Origin of the sequence: Methylobacterium brachiatum (assembly GCF_020523825.1) — a bacterium.
GTDB classification, from domain to species: Bacteria; Pseudomonadota; Alphaproteobacteria; order Rhizobiales; family Beijerinckiaceae; genus Methylobacterium; species Methylobacterium brachiatum.
Window position 1 is genome coordinate 98,956 of record NZ_JAJALK010000005.1, and the last position, 19,017, is coordinate 117,972.

15 protein-coding genes are annotated in these 19,017 nt (G+C 72.4%); 8 read left to right on the plus strand and 7 right to left on the minus strand.

All coding sequences use genetic code 11. The annotated features are described in order from the left end of the window. The first annotated feature begins 142 nt into the window (after positions 1–142). Positions 143–3,595, plus strand: coding sequence for an AsmA family protein (locus LGR69_RS13245; RefSeq protein ID WP_230366293.1), 3,453 nt, complete (start codon positions 143–145; stop codon positions 3,593–3,595). Positions 3,596–4,173: 578 nt separating this feature from the next. Here the strand turns inward: LGR69_RS13245 and LGR69_RS13250 are convergent. Beyond that, positions 4,174–6,309 (minus strand): S9 family peptidase, encoded by a 2,136-nt coding sequence (locus tag LGR69_RS13250; RefSeq protein WP_230366294.1) that lies wholly within the window; start codon positions 6,307–6,309, stop codon positions 4,174–4,176. Positions 6,310–6,702: 393 nt separating this feature from the next. On the opposite strand from LGR69_RS13250, the gene LGR69_RS13255 reads away from it, so the two are divergent. The 3 genes from LGR69_RS13255 (at position 6,703) to LGR69_RS13265 (ending at position 8,406) form a co-directional block, all read left to right on the plus strand. Next, positions 6,703–7,119 (plus strand): Ros/MucR family transcriptional regulator, encoded by a 417-nt coding sequence (locus LGR69_RS13255; RefSeq protein ID WP_230366295.1) that lies wholly within the window; start codon positions 6,703–6,705, stop codon positions 7,117–7,119. A gap of 187 nt (positions 7,120–7,306) precedes the next feature. Continuing rightward, positions 7,307–7,465, plus strand: a complete 159-nt coding sequence (locus LGR69_RS13260; RefSeq protein ID WP_307354840.1) for a hypothetical protein — start codon at positions 7,307–7,309, stop codon at positions 7,463–7,465. A 92-nt stretch (positions 7,466–7,557) separates the two neighbouring features. Further along, a complete protein-coding gene (locus LGR69_RS13265; protein ID WP_007569112.1) occupies positions 7,558–8,406 on the plus strand; it encodes a DUF6456 domain-containing protein in 849 nt (282 codons plus the stop codon). Between the two features lie 244 nt (positions 8,407–8,650). Here the strand turns inward: LGR69_RS13265 and LGR69_RS13270 are convergent, their stop codons facing one another. Beyond that, positions 8,651–10,681 (minus strand): methyl-accepting chemotaxis protein, encoded by a 2,031-nt coding sequence (locus LGR69_RS13270; protein WP_122161484.1) that lies wholly within the window; start codon positions 10,679–10,681, stop codon positions 8,651–8,653. Positions 10,682–11,230: 549 nt separating this feature from the next. Then, positions 11,231–11,665 carry a response regulator gene (locus LGR69_RS13275; RefSeq protein WP_007569116.1) on the minus strand — a complete coding sequence of 145 codons (435 nt, stop codon included), beginning with the start codon at positions 11,663–11,665 and terminating at the stop codon, positions 11,231–11,233. 243 nt (positions 11,666–11,908) lie between these two features. On the opposite strand from LGR69_RS13275, the gene argJ reads away from it, so the two are divergent. From argJ to LGR69_RS13290, 3 genes are read left to right on the plus strand one after another with little or no spacing between them, the layout of a single operon-like run. After that, positions 11,909–13,159 carry a bifunctional glutamate N-acetyltransferase/amino-acid acetyltransferase ArgJ gene (argJ, locus tag LGR69_RS13280; RefSeq protein WP_230366296.1) on the plus strand — a complete coding sequence of 417 codons (1,251 nt, stop codon included), beginning with the start codon at positions 11,909–11,911 and terminating at the stop codon, positions 13,157–13,159. Beyond that, a complete protein-coding gene (locus LGR69_RS13285) occupies positions 13,156–13,875 on the plus strand; it encodes an SIMPL domain-containing protein (RefSeq protein ID WP_230366297.1) in 720 nt (239 codons plus the stop codon). The genes argJ and LGR69_RS13285 overlap by 4 nt, the downstream gene beginning before the upstream one ends. Next, positions 13,872–14,288, plus strand: a complete 417-nt coding sequence (locus LGR69_RS13290) for a (deoxy)nucleoside triphosphate pyrophosphohydrolase (RefSeq protein ID WP_007569123.1) — start codon at positions 13,872–13,874, stop codon at positions 14,286–14,288. Before LGR69_RS13285 ends, LGR69_RS13290 begins: the two co-directional genes overlap by 4 nt. A 357-nt stretch (positions 14,289–14,645) precedes the next feature. On the opposite strand, the gene LGR69_RS13295 is transcribed toward LGR69_RS13290, so the two are convergent. From LGR69_RS13295 to LGR69_RS13310, 4 genes are all read right to left on the minus strand, one after another. Next, positions 14,646–15,623, minus strand: a complete 978-nt coding sequence (locus tag LGR69_RS13295) for a Gfo/Idh/MocA family protein (RefSeq protein ID WP_230366298.1) — start codon at positions 15,621–15,623, stop codon at positions 14,646–14,648. A gap of 27 nt (positions 15,624–15,650) precedes the next feature. Beyond that, complete coding sequence (locus LGR69_RS13300) at positions 15,651–16,058, minus strand: DoxX family protein (protein ID WP_230366299.1); 408 nt, start codon at positions 16,056–16,058, stop codon at positions 15,651–15,653. A gap of 38 nt (positions 16,059–16,096) precedes the next feature. Next, the gene (locus LGR69_RS13305) at positions 16,097–16,744 is read right to left on the minus strand and encodes an alpha/beta hydrolase (RefSeq protein WP_230366300.1); all 648 of its coding nucleotides are present in this window, start codon (positions 16,742–16,744) and stop codon (positions 16,097–16,099) included. A gap of 62 nt (positions 16,745–16,806) precedes the next feature. After that, positions 16,807–17,733, minus strand: coding sequence for a ring-cleaving dioxygenase (locus LGR69_RS13310; protein WP_230366301.1), 927 nt, complete (start codon positions 17,731–17,733; stop codon positions 16,807–16,809). 123 nt (positions 17,734–17,856) lie between these two features. On the opposite strand from LGR69_RS13310, the gene LGR69_RS13315 reads away from it, so the two are divergent. Beyond that, on the plus strand, positions 17,857–18,810 hold the full coding sequence (locus LGR69_RS13315) for a LysR family transcriptional regulator (protein WP_230366302.1): 954 nt from the start codon (positions 17,857–17,859) through the stop codon (positions 18,808–18,810). Positions 18,811–19,017: the final 207 nt, after the last annotated feature.

Genomic DNA, 19,017 nt, shown 5'->3' on the forward strand with positions numbered 1-19,017 from the left:
GAGGGTGTTCGGGGCGGGGCGGCCCTCTGGCGCCGTCCGGGACTTATCGTGCTATGGCCGGTCGCAGGTTGCCCAGGGGGGCACGCGACGGCGGGGCATCACGGTGCCGCGACCGCGCGGGGTGGTTCGCGGAACGGTGAGCGTGCGTGATCTTCTGACCGCGCTGGCGGGCGCCGTCATCCTGGTTCTCGTCGCGGCGCTGGCCGTCCCGCCCGTCATCGATTGGCAGGCCCAGCGCGGCCTCGTCGACCGGGCGCTCGCCCGGTCCCTGGACGTTCCGGTCCGGACCGACGGCCGAATCGAGGTGCGGCTCCTGCCCTCGCCGCGGCTGCGCATCGACCGGCTGCATATCGGCACCGACCCGAACCGGCCGACCCTGGATGCCCGCTTCGTCAAGGCCGAGGTCGCGCTGGCGCCGCTGCTGAAGGGCGAGTTCCGCTTCACCGAGACGCGGGTGGGCCGCGCCGAGATCAAGCTCCCGGTGGCGGCGAGCGACGCCGTGCGGATCCCCTCCGACCTCGGCGAGGCCCTGCGGGCCCGCGACTTCGCCATCGAGGACCTGCACGTCCAGCAATTCCTCGTGACCACGCAGGTGCCGGCCACCGGCCGGACCGACCAGCTCTATGTCCAGGACCTGCACCTGCAGACCCCCGCTCTGATCGGGCCGTGGCGGGTGGAGGGCACGAGCGGCGGCGTCCCGTTCCGGGCGGTCAGCGGCACGCCGGGGGCCGACGGGCGGCTCGCCGTGAAGATCGCGGGCGGGGGCGACGCGCATCCGCGCTTCGAGGCGGATGCGCGCCTCGGCCTCGTGCCCAACGATGCCGACGGGACGACGCTGATCGAATCCGAGGGCTCGGCCCGCCTCGTGGTCGGGCCGCCGACCCAGGCGGCCGGCCCCTATCTGCCGTTCTCGCTGGGCGGGACGTTCAAGGCCCGCGGCGCGCAGGTGCGGTTCGAGGGTGTCGAACTCGCGATCGATCCGGGCGGGCGCGCCCTGCGGTTCGCCGGCACCGGCCGGCTCGATCTGCGCCAATGGCGCGCCAGCCTGAACCTGGAGGGCCGCCGCCTCGACCTCGACGCCTTCCTGACCTCGCCCGAGGGCCAGAACCTGATCGCCCGCGGCGTCCCGGATCTCGGGCGCGGCCTGCCGGCGATGCTCGACCTCGATCTCGCGGTGGGCAGCCTGGTGCTCGGCGGCGAGGAATGGTCGAACCTGGCGCTCGCCGGCACCGTCGAGCGCACGGGCGGCCTGCTGCTGCGCCGCCTGTCCGCGGTCGGCCCCGGCGACGCGGCCTTGAATGTCACCGGCCAGATCGAGGCGGCACCGTTCCGCCTCACCGGCCCGGTGGCGCTGAATGCCCCCGATTCCGAGCCGCTCGGGCGCTATCTCCGCCGGCTCGGCCTGGAGGGGCCGCTGACCGCGCTCCTCGACGGGCGCCGGATCGAGGCGGCGGCCGACCTGTCCGCGGCGGCCTCCAGCCTGTCCCTGCGCAACCTGCGCCTCGGCCTCGGGCCGGCGCGCATCACCGGCAATGCCCGCTACACCGCCGCGGAGGCGGGCGCGCGCGGGCGCTTCGACGCCCAGATCCGCGCCAGCGGCATCGACATCGCCGCCCTGCCGCCTCTGGGCACCACCCTCGGCAGCCTGCGCGACCACGACCTCGCCCTGACCCTCGAGGCCAAGGACGTGCGCTACGGCCCGGCCGGCTCGGGCAACGGCACGATCGCGGCGAGCATCCAGTCGGACGGGTCGAGCCTGGTGGTCGACAGCCTCGACGTGGCGGACCTGGCGGGGGCGAGCGCGAAACTGTCCGGGCGGATCGGCGCGGACGGGACCGGCCGCGTCTCCGGGCGGCTGAAGGCCCCGGTGGCGGCGCCGCTGCTCGGCCTGCTCGAGCGGGTCTGGCTCGGCGAGATCCGCCTGCTGCCCGCCTTCCTGCGCGAGGCGCCCCTCGACCTCGCCGTCACCCTGGACCGGGAGGGCGGCGCGGCCGACGCCCTGCGCAGCCAGGCCCGGGGCAATGCCGGCGGCGGCACCCTCGACCTGACGCTCGCGAGCCGCGGGACGCGGATCGAGGGCGGCACCGCCACGCTCACCGCACCCCGGGCCGGCATCTGGTTCGGGCGCACCGACATCGCCGGCCTGCAGCAGCCCGCCGAGCTGCATCTGAGCGCCGAGCGGCCGGAGGCCGACACCCTCGCGCTGACCGTCAACGGCACGATCGCCGGCCTCAAGCTCGCCACCGCCCGGCCGATCCTGGTCGGCGCCGACGCGCTGCCGAATGCCGGCGCGATCCGGGCCGACACCGCCGACCTCGCCCCGTTCCTGACCCTGGCCGGCGCCGCCCGGCTGAGCCCCGGCGCCTGGCCGGCCGACCTGACCTTCGTGCTGGCCAAGGATGCCGGCGACATCGCCGCCGACACGACCGGCAGGATCGCCGGCACCGCCTTGAGCGGCAAGGTTCTGCGGGCGCCGGGCGGAGCGCTCCGGGGACGCCTCAGCCTCGACCGCCTGTCGGTGCCGCAACTGGCCACAGCTCTGCTGCTGCCGCCGGACCCGGCCAAGGCAGACCGCTTCGGGCCCGCGCCGCAGCCCATCGCGCCGTTCGCCCTCGATGCCCGGGTCGCGAGCCTCGATCTCGGCCGCGGCCTCACCGCCACGGAGGCGAACGTGGCCCTCGGCCTGGCCGACGGCGCCCTGACCCTGCGCAACCTCACGGCCAAGCTCGGCGGCGGGCGGATCGCCGGCTCGGCCACGCTCACCCGGCGAGGGACCGAGGCATCGGTCTCCGGCGAGGGCGCGCTCGACGACGTCGCGCTCGCCACCCTGGCGGGGTCCAGCCCGATCGGCGGGCGCCTGACCGCGTCCCTGCGCTTCTCCACCCAGGCGGAGACCGCCCCGGGCCTCGCCGATACCCTGTCCGGCAGCGGCAGCCTCACGCTCAAGGATTTGAGCGTGCCGCAGGCCGACCCGTCGGCCCTCGGCCGTGCCCTCGCCCGAGCGGTGGAGATCGACGATCCCCTGCGCGAAGGGCGGCTCCAGGCCCTGGTGGCCGAGGAACTCGCCAAGGGCGGCGCGCAGGCGAAGGCGCCGGCGAGCAGCCCGGCCACCATCGTCGGCGGGATCCTGCGGGCCGGCCCCCTCGACTTCGATTTCGGGGCCGCCCGCTGGTCCGGCACCCTCGGCTACGACCTGCGCGGCAACCGCCTCGATGCCCGCGGATTCCTGTCCGGCGGCCCGGTTCCCCGGGGCTGGAGCGCTGGCGCGCCCTCCGTCCAGCTCGGCTTTACGGGCTCCCTCGGAGCGCCCGAGCGCGTCCTCGATGTCAGCGCCCTGTCGAGCGGGCTCGCCGCCTTCGTGCTCCAGCGCGAGCTGGAGACCATCGAGCTGACCGAGGCCGACCAGGTCGAGCGCCAGCGCCGCCGGGCCCGGATCGAGATGGACCGCGCCCGCGCCGCGGCCCTCAAGGCCGCCGCCGAGAAGGCGGCCGCCGAGGAAGCCGCCCGGCAGACCCGGGCGCGGGCGCAGAGCGAGGGCACGGCCGAGGGGCAGCCGGGCGCCCCGGAGGCCGCGCAGCCCCAGGGTCGGCCCTGATCGCGCCATCGGACGTTTTGGCCCGGATCGCCGGTCCCCGCCTCGGAACGGCGAAGCGCGGCGGCAACCCCACTCTCTCCCGTCATCCCTAGCGAATTTAGGGAACACGGTCCGGATGGCTCTCGGCTGAAAGAGACGTCTGTCCGAGGCCGACACGCGCTTCCCTCCCCCCTCTGCGGGGGAGGGTGGCCCCCGAAGGGGGTCGGGAAGGGGGAGCGACGCGGCAGAACAGGGCTTTGCCCGTCATGCCGGTCGCGCCCTCTGCTGAACCCGGGCTCCCCTCTCCCGACCCGGCCTGACGGCCGGCCCACCCTCCCCCGCAGAGGGGGGAGGGAGGCGCGCTTGGGGTTGGCCTTGATTCTCGTCCGGCAGCGATGTGGGAACATCGTAGCCCCCATCCCGAGGCGCCGGAGCGCAGCGGAGGCCTCGAAGGAGCCTCCAGCCAACCGCGCGATCCCTGGAGGGCTCGCTCGAGGCCGCTGCGGGGCACCGCAGGATGAGGCAAGGGGGTGGGAAGGGCCGATCAGACGGGACGCAAGGCCCCCGGTGCCGACCGCTTATCCGCCCCTCGACGCTCCCTACGCCCGCCCCACCGCCATCAGCGCGAAGGCGTAGATCAGCGCCACCTCCTCCAGCCGGTCGAAGCGGCCGGCGGCGCCGCCGTGGCCGGCTTCCATGTTGATGCGCAGGAGGATCGGGCCGCCGCCGGTCATGGTGGCGCGCAGGCGGGCGACCCATTTCGCCGGCTCCCAGTAGGTCACCCGCGGGTCGGTGAGGCCGCCGAGCGCGAGGATCGCCGGGTAGTCCTTGGCGGCGACGTTGTCGTAGGGCGAGTACGACAGGATCGTCTCGAAGGCCGCAACGCTCTCGGCCGGATTGCCCCATTCGGGCCATTCCGGCGGGGTGAGCGGCAGTTCCGCGTCCAGCATGGTGTTGAGCACGTCCACGAACGGCACGTCGGCGACGATGCCGGCGAACAGCTCCGGGGCCAGGTTGGCGACCGCGCCCATCAGCATGCCGCCGGCCGATCCCCCGTGGGCGACGATGCGCTTCTCCGCCGTGTAGCCGGCCGCGATCAGCGCCCGCCCGCAGGCGATGAAATCCGTGAAGGTGTTGGGCTTCTTCTCGCGCTTGCCGTCGAGATACCAGCGCCAGCCCTTCTCGGTGCCGCCGCGGACATGCGCGATGGCGTAGACGAAGCCGCGATCGACCAGGCTCAGCAGGTTGGTCCGGAAGCCCGCCGGCATCATCGTCCCGTAGGAGCCGTAGCCGTAGAGCAGGAGCGGCGCGGAGCCGTCGAGCGCAAGGTCCCGGCGGTGCAGGAGCGAGATCGGTACCCGCTCGCCGTCCGGCGCGGTGGCGAACAGCCGGCGGGTGACGTAGGCGGCCGGATCATGCCCGCTCGGGACGTGCTGGCGCTTGCGCAGGGTCCGGTCGCGGCTGTCGCAGGCGTAATCCCAGGTCTCGGACGGGGTTGTCATGGACGAGTAGACGAAGCGGATCGTCGCCGTGTCGAATTCGTGCCCGCCCCGCAGGCCCAGCGCGTAGGCCTCCTCGGGGAAGGCGACGCTGTGCTCGGACTCGTCGGCGAGATCGCGCACGATGATCCGCGGCCGGGCGTTCTCGACTTCGAGGCGGATCAGGTGGCCGGCCAGCAGGTGCAGGTGGCGGATCATCACCCCGGGCCGGTGGGGCACGAGGTCGGTCCAGTTCGCCCGGCCGGGATCGTCCAGGGGGGCGGTGACGATCTTGAAGTCCTCGGCGCCGTCCGCGTTGGTCCGGATGTAGAGCCGGTCGCCGCGATGCTCGACGTCGTAGATCAGCAGCGGCTCGCGGGGCTGGACCAGCCTCAAGGAGCCCGAGGGCGCGTGCCGGTCGAGGAGCCGGATTTCGGAGGTCTCGTGGTCGCTCGCGGTCACGTCCAGGAAGGCGCCGGACTGAGTGCGGCCGATATGGACGAAGTAGCCGGCATCCGGCTCGGTGTAGAGGGTCTCGTCGGCCGATTGCGCGGTGCCGAGGCGGTGGCGCATGACCTTGGCGGGTCGGTGATTGGCGTCGAGGGCCACGTACCAGAAGCTGTGCCCGTCCGCGGCCCAGACGGCCTCGCCGGAGGTCGCCTCGACCCGGTCCTCGAGGTCGAGGCCGGTAGCGAGGTCGCGGACCTTGATCGTGTAGAGTTCCGAGCCCTTGGTGTCGGCGCTCCAGGCGAGCAACCGATGGTCGTCGGAATGGACCGCGGCGGCGATCTCGAAGAACGGCAGGCCCTCGCCCTCGCGGTCGCCGTCGATCAGGATCGTCTCGTCCGGGTCGGGGCCTGACTCCGGCACGTTCGGCGACGTGGACGGCCGCCGGCAGACCAGCGGGTGCTGCCCGCCCTCGCGGTGGCGGGTGTAATAGGCATAGGGCCCGTCGGGATCGGGCACGCCGCTCTCGTCCTCCTGGATGCGGCCGCGCATCTCGGAGACCAGCGCCTTGCGCAGGTCGGCGCTGCTGGCGAGCGCGACTTCCGCGTAGGCGTTCTCGGCCTTGAGGTAGGCGGCGATGTCCTCGGGGAGTGCGGCCGGGTCCTTGAGGACCGCCTGCCAGTTCTCCGCCTTCAACCACGCGTAGTCGTCGACGATCTCCCGTCCGTGGACGCTGAAGCGCCGCGGCCGGGGTTCGGCCACCGGCGCTTCGGTCCGGTGAGCATCAAAGCCGCGCCCGATCTCCGTCATCGTATCTCCCGCCGGGTCCTGTCCGCCCGGTCCGGGCGCCCGGTCCTGGCATGTGTCGCGCCCGGGGCCGCGACGCAAGCCGCCGCGACGCCGGAGCCGGCCGCTGCCAACTTTAAGTTCGATCGAAGCAAGAGCGCATCTACTTCTGGATGGAAAATCTGATCCAATAGTGTCCGGGATCGGACGGATCGAACAGAACTTGGTAATCTCATTCGATCTTGTGGCCTAAAACTTCTTGTTGTACCTTGGTACAAGGGATCGATTGGTGCACGCGCGGCTTGGGGCCAGCACGTTCGCGTCGTGTACCCGTACGTCCCGGCGTGTGATCAGAAACACGCACGAAACTGTCATTGCGCTGGCGAATACAGAGCCTCGCAATACATCGGGGGTATCATGATAAGCGAAAACGGGAAACCCTTAGATCTTGTCGGCGCGACGGCCGAGGTCGTGGCTGCCTATGTGCGTAACAATTCCATTCCGGTGAGCGAGCTCCGCCCGCTGTTCGGCAACGTCTACGCGGCCCTGAAGCGCGTCGCCGAGAGCCATCCGGTCACGGTGTCGGAGCCGGCCGTGCCGGTTGAGGCGTCGGTGACGCCGGATCACATCGTTTGTCTGGAGGACGGCCGGAAGTTCAAGTCGCTCAAGCGGCATCTCCGGGCGATGTACAACATGAGCCCCGAGCAATACCGCGCGAAGTGGAATTTGCCCGCCGACTACCCGATGGTCGCGCCGAATTACGCCAAGACCCGCTCCGAGCTCGCCAAGGCGATCGGGCTGGGCCGGACCGACGCGCTGCGCGACGCCGCCTGAGCCGGACCGGCCCAGACCTTCGGCACAACCGGGGGATACGGGCGAGGGATACGGAACCGATGTCGGACGTTGGGTTTTGATCGCTCGTTTGTGCGATGCGGTCGAGACCCCGTCCGGCGCCGAGGTGCTGTGCATGAACGCGTTTCCCGACCCGCGGGATGGTGATCCTGCGAAAGATCTCGAGCGGATGAACACCCTTCTCTCCGAATGGGCCGCGCGGTCCGCCACCGACAGCGCCGCCCTGATCGATCGCTTCGAAGAATTGGGCTACCCGGTCCGCGGCAAGTCCGAGGACGAGATCGCCGAGATCCTGCGCCAGCCACCGACTCGACCGCGCCGGACCTGATTCTTCTGTTAGGCAAAAAGTCCTTGACTTCGTGGGGGTGTCCTGCAAGGGTCGCGGCCGGTCGAGCCTGCGTACCATGGTGGGAACAAATCATGAACAAAAACTCGAGGGCCGGACGGGCCAGGGCGGGGGCGAGGCGGGGCGCACCGGAGCCGGTCGCCCTGCCGGCGGAGGCCACGCGCCTGCTGGTGCGGCTCGGCGAGGCCGGGGCCTACGCGCGGCCCGATCCGCTGACCGAGGACGGGCTGCTGGTCCGGCGCGGCGGCGACGGGGTCTCGGTGGGCAGCGGGCGTTTCGCGCAGGCCGCCGGGCGGGCGCTGGTCGAGGCCGACCTCGCCGCCTGGGATCCCACGGGCACCCGGCTGACGATCGGGCCGGCCGGGCAGGCGCGGCTGCGACGCAGGCAGGCCCCGGACGGGATGGCCTATCGCGCCCAGCACCAGGATCTGACCGTGATCGACGGCGGCGGCGCGGAGCCGGCCATCCGGAACGCGTCCGAAAATCCCCTGGCCTGGATGGTCCGGCGCCGGAACCCGGACGGCACGCCGCTGATCGATCCGGCCGCGTTCGAGGCCGGCGAGCGGCTGCGCCGGGACATGACGAAGGCGGCGATGCTGCCCCGGATGGGGTCCGACCTCGGCGCGCCCCGGGTCGATGGCGGCGGCGCCCGCGATCCGGCCGCCGCGGCCGACCAGGTGATCGCGGCCCGCCAGCGGGTACGCGGCGCCCTTGACGCGGTCGGCAGCGACCTGTCGGGCCTGCTGATCGACCTCTGCGGCTTCCTCAAGGGCCTGGAGCGGATCGAGGCCGAGCGCCGCTGGCCGGCCCGCTCCGCCAAGGTCGTGGCCCGCATCGCCCTGGGGCGCCTGGCCGAGCATTACGGCCTGGCCCGCGAGGCGACCGGGCCGGATCACGGGCGGTTGCGGCTGTGGCGGGCGTGAGAGCAGAGAGCCGCCGGGGGCGCCCATCGCGCCCTCACCCCGGCAGATCGCGGGCTCTCGGTCGCCCTTCCGACCTCGATCGGGCCAGAGGCTCGGGTGCCGCACAGGCGATCAAGGTCTGACCGGTTCACGAAGTCCGGGGTGCCGGCGCCCCCCCGAACGCCGGTCGTCCCGGGATGAGGCCGAGGGCGGGACAGACCCGGCCGGAACGGCGCGTTTCCGTCGGAGCGCGCCGTCGCCCGCCTCAGGCGGCCTGGATGTCCCGCAGGAAGCTATCGACCTCCTGCCGGACCTTCTGGGACTGGGTCGCCAGCTGGGAGGCCGCGTGCAGCACCTGGGTCGCGGCGCTGCCGGTCTCGCTGGACGAGGCCAAGACCTGGACCACGTTGGCCGACACGTCCCGGGTGCCCCGGGCCGCCTCGCCGGCATTGCGCGAGATCTCGCTGGTCGCCGCGGTCTGCTGCACCACCGTCGAGGCGATCGCCCCGCTGATCTCGTTCACCGCCGCGATGGTGCGGGCGATCTGCTCGATCGCGTCCGCGGCCTGGCCCGTGGCGGACTGGATCGCGGCGATCTGGCCGCCGATCTCCTCCGTGGCGCGGGCCGTCTGGCCGGCGAGCTCCTTCACCTCGGCCGCCACCACGGCGAAACCGCGCCCCGCGTCGCCGGCGCGCGCCGCCTCGATGGTCGCGTTGAGCGCAAGCAGGTTGGTCTGCCCGGCGATCCCGGAGATCATCGTCACCGCGGCGCCGATCTGCTCGGCGGCCACCCGCAGGCTGGCCATGGCGGCGTTGGTCGCCTGCGCCTCATGGGCGGCGGCACCCGCGACCTCGTTGGAGCGGATCACCTGCCGCTCGATTTCCTGCAGCGACGCGACCATCTCCTCGGCGGCCGCCGCAACGGTCTGGACGTTGGTCGAGGCCTGCTCGGCGGCGGCGCTGGAGGCCACCGCCTGGGTGTTGGTGTCGTCGGCGACCTGGGTCATCGAGCGCGCCGTGGCGTCGAGCTCCGTGGCGGCCCCGGTGACCACCTCGAGCGAGGCCGCGACGTTCTGCTGGAAAGCCCTGACCAATTGGTCGACCCGCTCGACCCGGCTGAGCCGGGCGGCCTGCTCGGCGGCCTGGGCGGCCTCCAGCTCGGCCCGGGCGATGGCGTTCTGGCGGAACACGTCCACCGCCTTGGCCATCTCGCGCATCTCGTCACGCACCTTCGGCTGCGGCACCGCCACGTTGGTGTCGCCCTCGGCCAGGCGCTTCATCGCGTTGGTCATGCCGACGATCGGCCGGATGATGCTGCGGGCGATCAGGAAGGCCAGCGCGCCGCCGAGCACCACCGCCAGGGTGATCAGGCCGATCTGGATGCGCCGGGCGTTCTCCACCGACGCGGTGGTCGCCTCGGTGAGCTCGTTCACGGCGACGAAGATCTTGTCGCGCGCGGTCTCGCCGACCCGTTCGATCGACGCCGCGAACGGCTTGATGCCCGTCTCGAACGCGTCATTGGCGACGCTCATCGCGCCGTCCCAGGCCGTCAAGGTCGCCGCGTAGGCGTCCAGCCCCTCGGCGACCGCCTTGATCTCCGGCGCGACGATCGCGCCGCCCTCCACCGCGCCGAAGGCCTTCAGGGCGCCGCGCGCCTGCTCGACCGCCGCCAGGAACCCGGCCCGATCCTCGGCCGAAAGCCGCATGGTGAAGCGCGCGGCCTCGAGCCGGGCCCGCAGGATGGTGTTCTCGATCTTCTGAACGCGATCGGACATCGCGGCGCTCGTGCGCTCGCGAACCGCGACGACCAGCGCGTCCAAGGCGCGGGCGAGCGCGTCACCGGCCTTGAACATGTTCGTCCGGGTCTCGTTCACGCGCAGGCCGGCCGTCGCGAGCCGCTCCAGCCCCGGCTTCAGGGCGCGTGCATCGTCGCGCATCTGCCCATAGAGCGGACGGCGCTCGGTATGCATGGCCCGCGCGAAATGCATCTCGCTCGTCTCCTCGATGGCGCGCCGCGACTGCTCCATCGCGGTGATCTGCTCGGCGCTCGGGGCGAGGCGGTAATGCTCTGCGGCGCCGGTCAGGCGGGCCGCCAGGCTGTTGATCGTGAGAATCGACCGTACGCCGACGTCGAACCGAGCGCGCATCTCGTATTGGTCGGTGATGAAGCTCTGTTGATAGAGCGAATACGCACCGATGCCGCCGGCAATCAGCACGAGCATGGCGAAGCCGGCATAGAGCCGGTGGCGAATTCCCAACTTCACGGGTGGACGACTTTCCAAAGAGCATGCCCGCATCGGGCACGACGCCGATAAAAGTCGGATCGATGACACTATTGTGTCAGCATTCGCACCTCAACCTCAGGTATTTTCAAAGTTGTTATTGTTTTAATATTGGACTTTACCTTACAGTCGCGCACAGGACGCAAGAGTAAAGATTCGCGGCGGTCGGATGGGGGCAATCCGCCCGGCCAATTCAGAGCTCGCTCGACACTTTTGAATTCACGATCATATCCAACGTATTTTCATAGTAATCCTATTTTATACCCGCTGAGATCAAGTTTCCGCGGACGATGCCGAGCTGACAGGGCTCCTCGGACCAACAACCAAGAGTCTATCATCTCCTGGGATCCCGATGCCCTGCGCAGACAGCCGCTCGTCGGAGACCCGAAGCGCCGTCCGGCCGCCGGCGTTCGGACCGATGCTCCGAGGCCCGGATTTCGGCCCGGGAAGCCCGGTTGGGAGATTCCAGGCTAAGCCCGCACGACCGATTCGGCGCGCGTCTGTCGGGCGGGCGACGGGCCGGGGGCAGACGTGGCGACGAGGATGTGCGCGCGACGACGCGCGTCAGGCCACGCGATTCGCCAGGGCCTCGCGCATCAGGCTGGCGACCATCCCGTCCTGGAACTGCTCGCGCTGGATGAACAGCGCGTCCGGAACCAGCACCGAGGCGTCCTGCTCCGGCGGGTCGACCGGATCGCTGGAGAGGACGATGCGCAGGCCCGGGCGCAGAGCCCGCGCCTCGACCGCGAGCTGCGCGCAACACAGGCCGCCCTGCAGGGCCGCGTCCACCACCATCACGTCCACGGGCAGCCCGAGGGCCAGGACCGTCATGGCGTCGACGCCCCGGTCGCAGGCGGTCACCTGATAGCCCAGCATCCGGATCTCGGCGGAAATCTCGTCGCGCCAGCGCTTGTGACGGCCGACGACCAGCACCTGGATCCGGTAACAAACGCCCTGGGGCAGCCTGCCGGAGGCCGTCTCGACGTCGGTTGTGGGCATCGTCCGCACTCGACCTCGCTCTGGCTTTGCGATGCATCATGCTAAGCCGGGAACTCAGTCGCGCGCAAGCCTTCGTGCGCAGGCCTTGGGCCGCGAAGGCGCCGCATTCCGCGCCGCTGTTGCCCAAAGCGCATGCAGCCCGAAGCGTGGTCATAGCGTAGGCTTGCGGTTGACGGCGCCGGGGTCGCGCGGGCAACACCGGGCCGCCGCGGGAGGCCCCGCGCGCTGCCGGAGCTTGAGCCGATGTCGTCCGCGAAATCCCCTCCCGTCTCTCCGCTGGCGCCCGCTACGGTGCCGGAGCTGCCGCCGCTGCCGGGCGTGCGGATCGCCACCGCCCAGGCCGGCATCCGCTACAGCGGCCGCACCGACGTGCTCTACGTCGATCTCGCCCCCGGCACCCGGGCGGCCGGGGTGTTCACCCGCTCGAAATGTCCCTCGGCGCCGGTGGATTGGTGCCGCGAGGCCCTGTCGCACGGCGCAGCCCGGGCCGTGGTGGTCAATTCGGGCAACGCCAACGCCTTCACGGGCCGGCTCGGCCGGGAGGCCGTCGCCAAGACCGTGCAGATCGCCGCGCAGGCCGCCGGCTGCAGCGACCGGGAGGTCTACGTCGCCTCCACGGGCGTGATCGGCGAGCCGCTGCCGGCTGAGCGATTCGAGGGCGTGCTGGCCGATTGCGCCGCCCGGGCCACGGACGGGCCGGCCGCCTGGGCCGAGGCCGCCCGGGCGATCATGACCACCGACACCTTCCCCAAGCTCGCGACCCGCACCGCCGAGATCGACGGCGTGCGCGTCACCATCAACGGCATCGCCAAGGGCGCCGGCATGATCGCCCCCGACATGGCGACGATGCTGGCCTTCGTGTTCACCGACGCCGCCCTGCCCCAGGCGGCGCTCCAGGCCCTGCTCGCGGCCGGCACCCAGACCAGCTTCAACTGCGTGACGGTGGACGGCGACACCTCGACCTCCGACACCCTGCTGCTGTTCTCCACCGCCAAGGCCGGCAATGCCGAGATCGCCGACGCGGCCGACCCGCGTCTCGCCGGCTTCAAGGCGGCGCTCGACAGCCTGCTGATCGAGCTCGCGCAGCTCGTCGCCAAGGATGGCGAGGGCGCGCGCAAGTTCGTCACCGTGCGGGTCACCGGGGCTGAGAGCGACGCCTCCGCCCACCGGATCGCCATGTCGATCGCCAACTCGCCGCTGGTGAAGACCGCGGTGGCCGGCGAGGACGCCAATTGGGGCCGGGTGGTGATGGCGGTCGGCAAGGCCGGCGAGCCCGCCGACCGGGATCGCCTGGCGATCTGGTTCGGCGACGTGCGCGTGGCCTTCCAGGGTGCCCGCGACCCGGATTACAGCGAGGACGCCGCCAGCGCGGTCATGCGCGAGCCCGAGATCGGGATCCGGGTCGATCTCGGCCTGGGCGAGGGTCAGGCCCGCGTCTGGACCTGCGACCTGACCAAGGCCTACATCGAGATCAACGGGGATTACCGCTCGTGAGGGCGCGCCTCGCCGGCCTGCTCCTGCTGGCCCTGCTGCCCGCCGGCGCGCAGGCCGACGATTCGGCGTGCAAGCGGCACATCAGCGTCGTCGGGCGCGCCGCGGAGACGCGGGCGCCGGACTTCGCCGAGATCACCATCGGGATCGAGGCCCGGGGCGCGACCCCGGCCGCGGCCCTCGACGCCGCCTCGAAGGCGGTGGCCGGGGTCTCGGCGCAGGCGCGCGCTTTGGGTGTGCCGACCGCCGATATCGGCACCGCCGCGGTGACGCTCCAGGCCGGCTCGCGCAGCGTGACCCGGCCGGGGGGCTTGATCACCGAGGAGCCCGACGGCTACCGGGCCGGCAACGCGGTGACCGTCCGCCTCGCCGACATGGACCGCCTCGGCGACCTGCTGCGCCAGGCCCTCGATTCGGGCGCGAACCGGATCGACGGGGTCAGCTTCGGCCTGCGCGATCCCGACACCGCCGAATCGGCGCTCCAGGTCGCGGCCGCCCGGGATGCCCGGAGCCGGGCCGAGGCCCTGGCCGAGGCGGTGGGTGCCAAGCTCGGGCCGCTCTGCACCCTGGGCAACCCGGGCGCCGCGGTCCCGCCGCCGCCGGTCTACAGCCGCGCGCTGGCGGCCCCGATGGCCGCCAAGGGCCGGCGCGTCCCGATCGAGGCCGGCACGATCCAGCTCTCCTCCGAGGTCTCGGCCAGCTTCGCGGTGGCGCCGTGAGCCAGCCGCTGCGCCTGTTGCTCGTGGTCGCCGTGGCGCTGGTCGATGTCGACGGCCGCGTCCTGGTGAGCGAGCGCCCGGCGGGCAAGCAGCTCGCCGGCCTGTGGGAATTTCCCGGCGGCAAGGTCGAGGCCGGCGAGCGCCCGGAGGAGACCCTGATCCGGGAGCTGTCCGAGGAGCTCGGCATCCGGGTCGAGGAGCCGTGCCTGGCGCCCCTGACCTTCGCGAGCCACGCCTATCCCGACTTCCACCTGCTGATGCCGCTCTACGTCTGCCGCCGCTGGTCGGGCACGCCGCGCCCGATGGAGGGCCAGGCGCTCAAATGGGTCCGCCCCAAGGCCCTGCGCGACCTCGCCATGCCCCCGGCGGACGCGCCGCTGATCCCGTTCCTGGTCGAGCTGCTGGGGAGCTGATCGGAGCCTGGAGCGGAGGGCTATCGCCGTCCTTGCACGCCGCAAATCGGTGACGGCGTAGGATACCCGGTCCGTACAGGGCACGCGCCTCCTCCCCCTTTGCGGGCTGCTGGCTACACAGATTTGCGAAGACCCGGCGCCGGGACGGGGCGCGGGTCCCCTCTCCCGCACGGGAGAGGGGGCACGTCGCGCCGCTTCGCCGGCGGCGGTGCTCAGCGGAGATATATGAACCTCGTAGCCCGCGAGGGGGGAAGGGAGAGGCGCCCATGACGGGCTGCCGCCCTCATCCGCTAACGGGGGGCGGAGTGGGGAACATGCCGCCCCTTCGGGGATATCGGGGCGGCGGCACCCGAAACCTCACAGCGCCAGAATCCCCTCCACCGCCTCCTGCACGGCGAGCGCTTCGGCGAGGGTGGCGAGGTGGTGGGGCTCGCCGCGCGTCATGCGGACGACGCCCGCGAGCTGGCGGCGCAGCGCGATCGGGCGCACCTCCGCGTTGGGGAGCGCATCGGGAGCCGGGGTGAAGCGGCCGTCCGGGCCGCGGCGCTCGGCGATGGCCCAGTCGCGCAGGCGGATGGCGCCGGCATCGCCCTCCAGCGTCCAGGTGTTGTGGTCGTCTTCGGCGACGCCGCCGACCCGGCCGGTCAGGGTCACGGGAATGCCGCCGGCCCTCAGCGTCACGTCGATCGCCCGCTCGGAGCGGCCGGCCTCCGGGAAGGCGACCGTGCCGGCGAGCCCGTCCATCGGCCCGCACAGGCGGCGGGCGAGGAACAGGAAGTGCGAGACGACCTCGCGGGTGAAGCCGCCCTCGGCCCGGGCGTCGAGCCAGCGCGCCGCGTCGGCTTGCCAGGGGCGCGGCCAGCGGGCGAAGGCCACCGCGATGCTGAGCCGGCGAGGCGTCCCGACCGCGCCCTCGGCGATCCAGCGCTCCAGCGCCGCGACGCCGGGCGACGAGGCGAACGGGAAATTCACCGCCCCGGCCGCCCTGGCCTCGGCCACGAAGGCGCGGGCGTCGGCAAGGTCGATCGCCAGGGGCTTCTCGCAGAAGACGGTCCGGCCGGCGGCCAGCGCCGCGCGGGCGTAGCCGAGATGCGAGGCCGGCGGCGAGGCGACGTAGACGCAGGCGCTCGCCGCCACGACGGCGTCGGAACCGGCAACCTGCGGCACCGCCGGGAAGGCGGCGCCGACCCGGGCCAGGGCCTCCGGGGACGGGTCCCACAGGGCGGCGACCCGGACCGGCGAATCCGACGCGCCGTGGAGCGCGCCGATCAGGCGCTCGCCCATGATGCCGGCGCCGATGATCCCGAGGGCGAGCGGCTGGTCGGTTGTGGTCATCCCGGTTCCCTGTGTGACGGCGCCCGGTCAGGCCCGGCCCCGACGGGCGTCGAGGCTGACCGGGCCGGCCCCGAAGGCCGCGACCTGAAGCAAGCCGCCCGCCACGGCGAGGTTCTTGAGGAAGTGGAACATCTGGTTCGGGTCCGCCAGGGCCGTGTGGAAGGTCAGGGCGGTGGCCACCGCGAATCCCGCGAGCGCCAGGGCGACGAGCCGGGTCCGGTAGCCGGCAATCAGCAGCAGGCCGCCCAGGACCTCCACCAGGGCGGCGGCCGCGAACGACACCTCCGGCAGCGGCAGGCCGGCGGCCCGGATGGTGGCGAGCGTCGCGGCCGGGGCGGCGAGCTTGCCGATTCCGCTCACCAGGAACAGCGCGCTCATCAGGACCCGGCCGGTCACCGGCAGCAGGGCGGTGGCGGAGGCGATCGGGGTGGCCATGGCAATACTCCGGTTCAACGTGGGATGTCTTGCGAGGATCAGGCCGCGCCCGGCCGCGCGAGGCCGCGGACCCAGTCGGCCGCGAGGCTGACATCAGCCTGCGACAGGCCGTGGCCGACCGGCAGGATCCGGTGTTCGACCGCCGCGCCGGCGGCTGTGAGCTGCCGGGCCAGCCGGCCGGCATTCTCGGCCGGGACGATCGGGTCCATCGCCCCGGAGAGCATCAGCACCGGCTTGCCCGCGAGGTTGGCGGCGGGCGGCTCGGCCAGCGGCACCATCGGCCGGATCAGCACCGCGCCCGCCAGCACCTCCGGGTGCAGCATCAGCAGCGCGGCGGCGATGTTGGCGCCGTTCGAGAAGCCGAGGGCCAGCGGCGCGGCCAGGCCGAAGCGCGCCCGCGCCGCGGCCACGAAGGCCGCGAGATCCGCGGTGCGGCGGCGCAGGTCGGCCTCGTCGAACACCCCCTCGGCCAGCCGCCGGAAGAAGCGCGGCATGCCGTTCTCCGACACCGCCCCGCGGGGCGACAGCAGGGCGGCGCCCGGGGCCACGATCCGGCCGAGCGGCAGGAGATCGTGCTCGTTGCCGCCGGTCCCGTGCAGGAGCAGCAGCGGCCGCGCCTCGGTGGCGCCGGGCTCGAAGTGATGGATCAGGCCGAGGGCATTGGGCGTGCGGACGTCTTGGGTCATGGCGACCTCGCTGAAGAGTATCCTCGCATCTCCGCCCCGTTCGTCCGGGGCGGAGATCTGGTTCAGGCGACCTTCGGCAGCACCGCCTCGATCTGGGCCCGGTGCGGCTCCAGCCCGGCGGGCAGCTTCAGGGCGGTGCCGAGGGCATCCATCGGCTCGTCCACGGCGAAGCCGGGGGCGTCGGTGGCGATCTCGAACAGCACGCCGCCGGGCTCGCGGAAGTAGACCGACCGGAAATACTGGCGGTCCCGCTGCTCGGTGACCTGGAGGCCGAGCCCGGCGAGCTTGTCCGCCATCGCGGCCTGCGCGGCATCGTCCGCCGCCCGGAACGCGATGTGGTGGACCGAGCCCGCCCCCTGACGGCCGGGCAGGAAGCCGCCGACCGCCCGGAGGGTCACGAAGCTGCCGAGCGCCGCGCTGCCGGCGAACCGGATCAGGTTGCCCTCGCGGGCCTCCTCGCGCAGGCCCAGCACCTCCGTGAGGATCGCGGACGTGGCCTCGGCCCTCTCCAGGAGGAGCGTGACCCCGTGCAGGCCGCGGATCGCGTGCTCGGCCGGAACCTCGGCCGAGGCCCAGGCGGCCTCCGCCTCGGCGCCGTCGACGCCGACGAGCGCCAGCATCATCCCGTCCGGGTCGCGGAACCGCAGGGTCGGCGCACCGAACACCTGGACCAGCGGCTCGTGGGCGACGCCCTTCTCGATCAGCCGGTGGGTCCACCAGCCGATCGCGCCGCGGGGCACCCGGAACGCGGTCTCCTGGGTCTCGCCGATCCCGACCCGGCCGGGGGCCGCATGCGCGATCGGGAAGAAGGTCAGGATCGTGCCGGGCTGCCCGGCCGCGTCGCCGTAATACAGGTGGTAGGTGCCCGGATCGTCGAAGTTGACGGTCTTCTTCACCAGCCGCTGGCCGAGCACGCGGGTGTGGAAGTCGAGGTTGCGGAGGGCCGGGCCGGAAAAGGCCGTGACGTGGTGGAGGCCGGACTGCACCATGACGCTATCTCCCGAGAAGCCGCCCTGCGTTGCGCGGGGCGTTTGCGATGACGGCAATCTGGCCCTTGCGAAGGCGCCTTAAAATAGAAACGATGGAAACCCATCGTTTCTGGAATGCGACTCATGCGGCTCCCCGATTTCGAGGCCTGGGCGGTCTTCGCCAAGGTGGTGGAGGTCGGCTCCTTCGGCCGGGCCGCGGAGGATCTGGGCCTGTCGAAGGGCACCGTCTCGAAGGCGGTCGGCCGGCTGGAGGCGCGGATCGGTGCGCGGCTGTTCAACCGCACCTCGCGCAAGCTCGCCCTGACGGAGGCCGGCCACGCCGCCAAGGCCAGCGCCGCCCGGATTCTGGCGGAGGGCGAGGCCGCGGAGGCGCTGGCCATCGCGGGCGCCGCCGAGCCGCGCGGCCTCGTTCGCCTGGCTGCGCCGATGACCTTCGGGGTGATGCATGTCGCGCCGCTCCTGCCGGATTTCCTGCGGCAGCACCCGGCCGTCTCGGTAGACCTGCACCTGTCGGATGCGGTGGTCGACCTCGTGGGCGGCGGCTTCGATATCGGGCTGCGGATCGCGGCCCTGCCGGATTCCTCGTTGCGCGCCCGGCGGCTCTGCGCGATCCGGCGCTCGCTGGTGGCGACGCCCGCCTATCTCGACCGGCACGGACGGCCCGACCATCCGGACGACCTCGCCCGCCACGCCTGCCTGGGCTACGCCTACCTGCCGACGCCCGACCGCTGGCGGTTCATCGAAGACTCGGGCGCCGAGGCCGTGATCGTGCCGGGCGGGCCGCTGCGCGCGAACAACGCCGAGGCGCTGGCGCCGGCGCTCCGGGCCGGCCTCGGCCTCGCCCTGCAGCCCGATTTCATGATCTGGGACGACCTCGAAGCCGGGCGCCTCGAGCGGGTCCTGCCCGGCTGGTCGCCGCCGCCGATCGCGCTCCACCTCGTGACGCCCCCCGGCGACCCGCGGCCGGCCCGGATCACGGCGCTGGTCGGCTATCTCGGGCAGAGGCTCGCCCAGGCACCCTGGGCCGGGACGGCACCGCACCAGCCGAGCCGGATGGCGGCCCGGCCCGGGGCGTGAATGTCGGAATCGTACAAAACTTACCCTGTGGATGATTTTATACAAATATTCTTGACTTGCATGATCGTATCTGGCGTGGTCGATAAAGCTTAGATACCCTTGTGTCCTTGAGGGTTTCGACGTCTGTCAGCGGCCCATCTATGCCCGGTCCCGGCGCCCCTCAGGTTGTGTGTGGGCGCTCTATCCGGGCCGGTGCGCGTGCGACCG

Bases quoted from the DNA above. Each gene is read 5' to 3' on its own strand.
- LGR69_RS13250 (WP_230366294.1), bottom strand. From the start codon at position 6,309: ATGACGGAGATCGGGCGCGGCTTTGATGCTCACCGGACCGAAGCGCCG.
- LGR69_RS13255 (WP_230366295.1), top strand. From the start codon at position 6,703: ATGATAAGCGAAAACGGGAAACCCTTAGATCTTGTCGGCGCGACGGCC.
- LGR69_RS13260 (WP_307354840.1), top strand. From the start codon at position 7,307: ATGAACACCCTTCTCTCCGAATGGGCCGCGCGGTCCGCCACCGACAGC.
- LGR69_RS13265 (WP_007569112.1), top strand. From the start codon at position 7,558: ATGAACAAAAACTCGAGGGCCGGACGGGCCAGGGCGGGGGCGAGGCGG.
- LGR69_RS13270 (WP_122161484.1), bottom strand. From the start codon at position 10,681: ATGCGGGCATGCTCTTTGGAAAGTCGTCCACCCGTGAAGTTGGGAATT.
- LGR69_RS13275 (WP_007569116.1), bottom strand. From the start codon at position 11,665: ATGCCCACAACCGACGTCGAGACGGCCTCCGGCAGGCTGCCCCAGGGC.
- argJ (WP_230366296.1), top strand. From the start codon at position 11,909: ATGTCGTCCGCGAAATCCCCTCCCGTCTCTCCGCTGGCGCCCGCTACG.
- LGR69_RS13295 (WP_230366298.1), bottom strand. From the start codon at position 15,623: ATGACCACAACCGACCAGCCGCTCGCCCTCGGGATCATCGGCGCCGGC.
- LGR69_RS13300 (WP_230366299.1), bottom strand. From the start codon at position 16,058: ATGGCCACCCCGATCGCCTCCGCCACCGCCCTGCTGCCGGTGACCGGC.
- LGR69_RS13305 (WP_230366300.1), bottom strand. From the start codon at position 16,744: ATGACCCAAGACGTCCGCACGCCCAATGCCCTCGGCCTGATCCATCAC.
- LGR69_RS13310 (WP_230366301.1), bottom strand. From the start codon at position 17,733: ATGGTGCAGTCCGGCCTCCACCACGTCACGGCCTTTTCCGGCCCGGCC.
- LGR69_RS13315 (WP_230366302.1), top strand. From the start codon at position 17,857: ATGCGGCTCCCCGATTTCGAGGCCTGGGCGGTCTTCGCCAAGGTGGTG.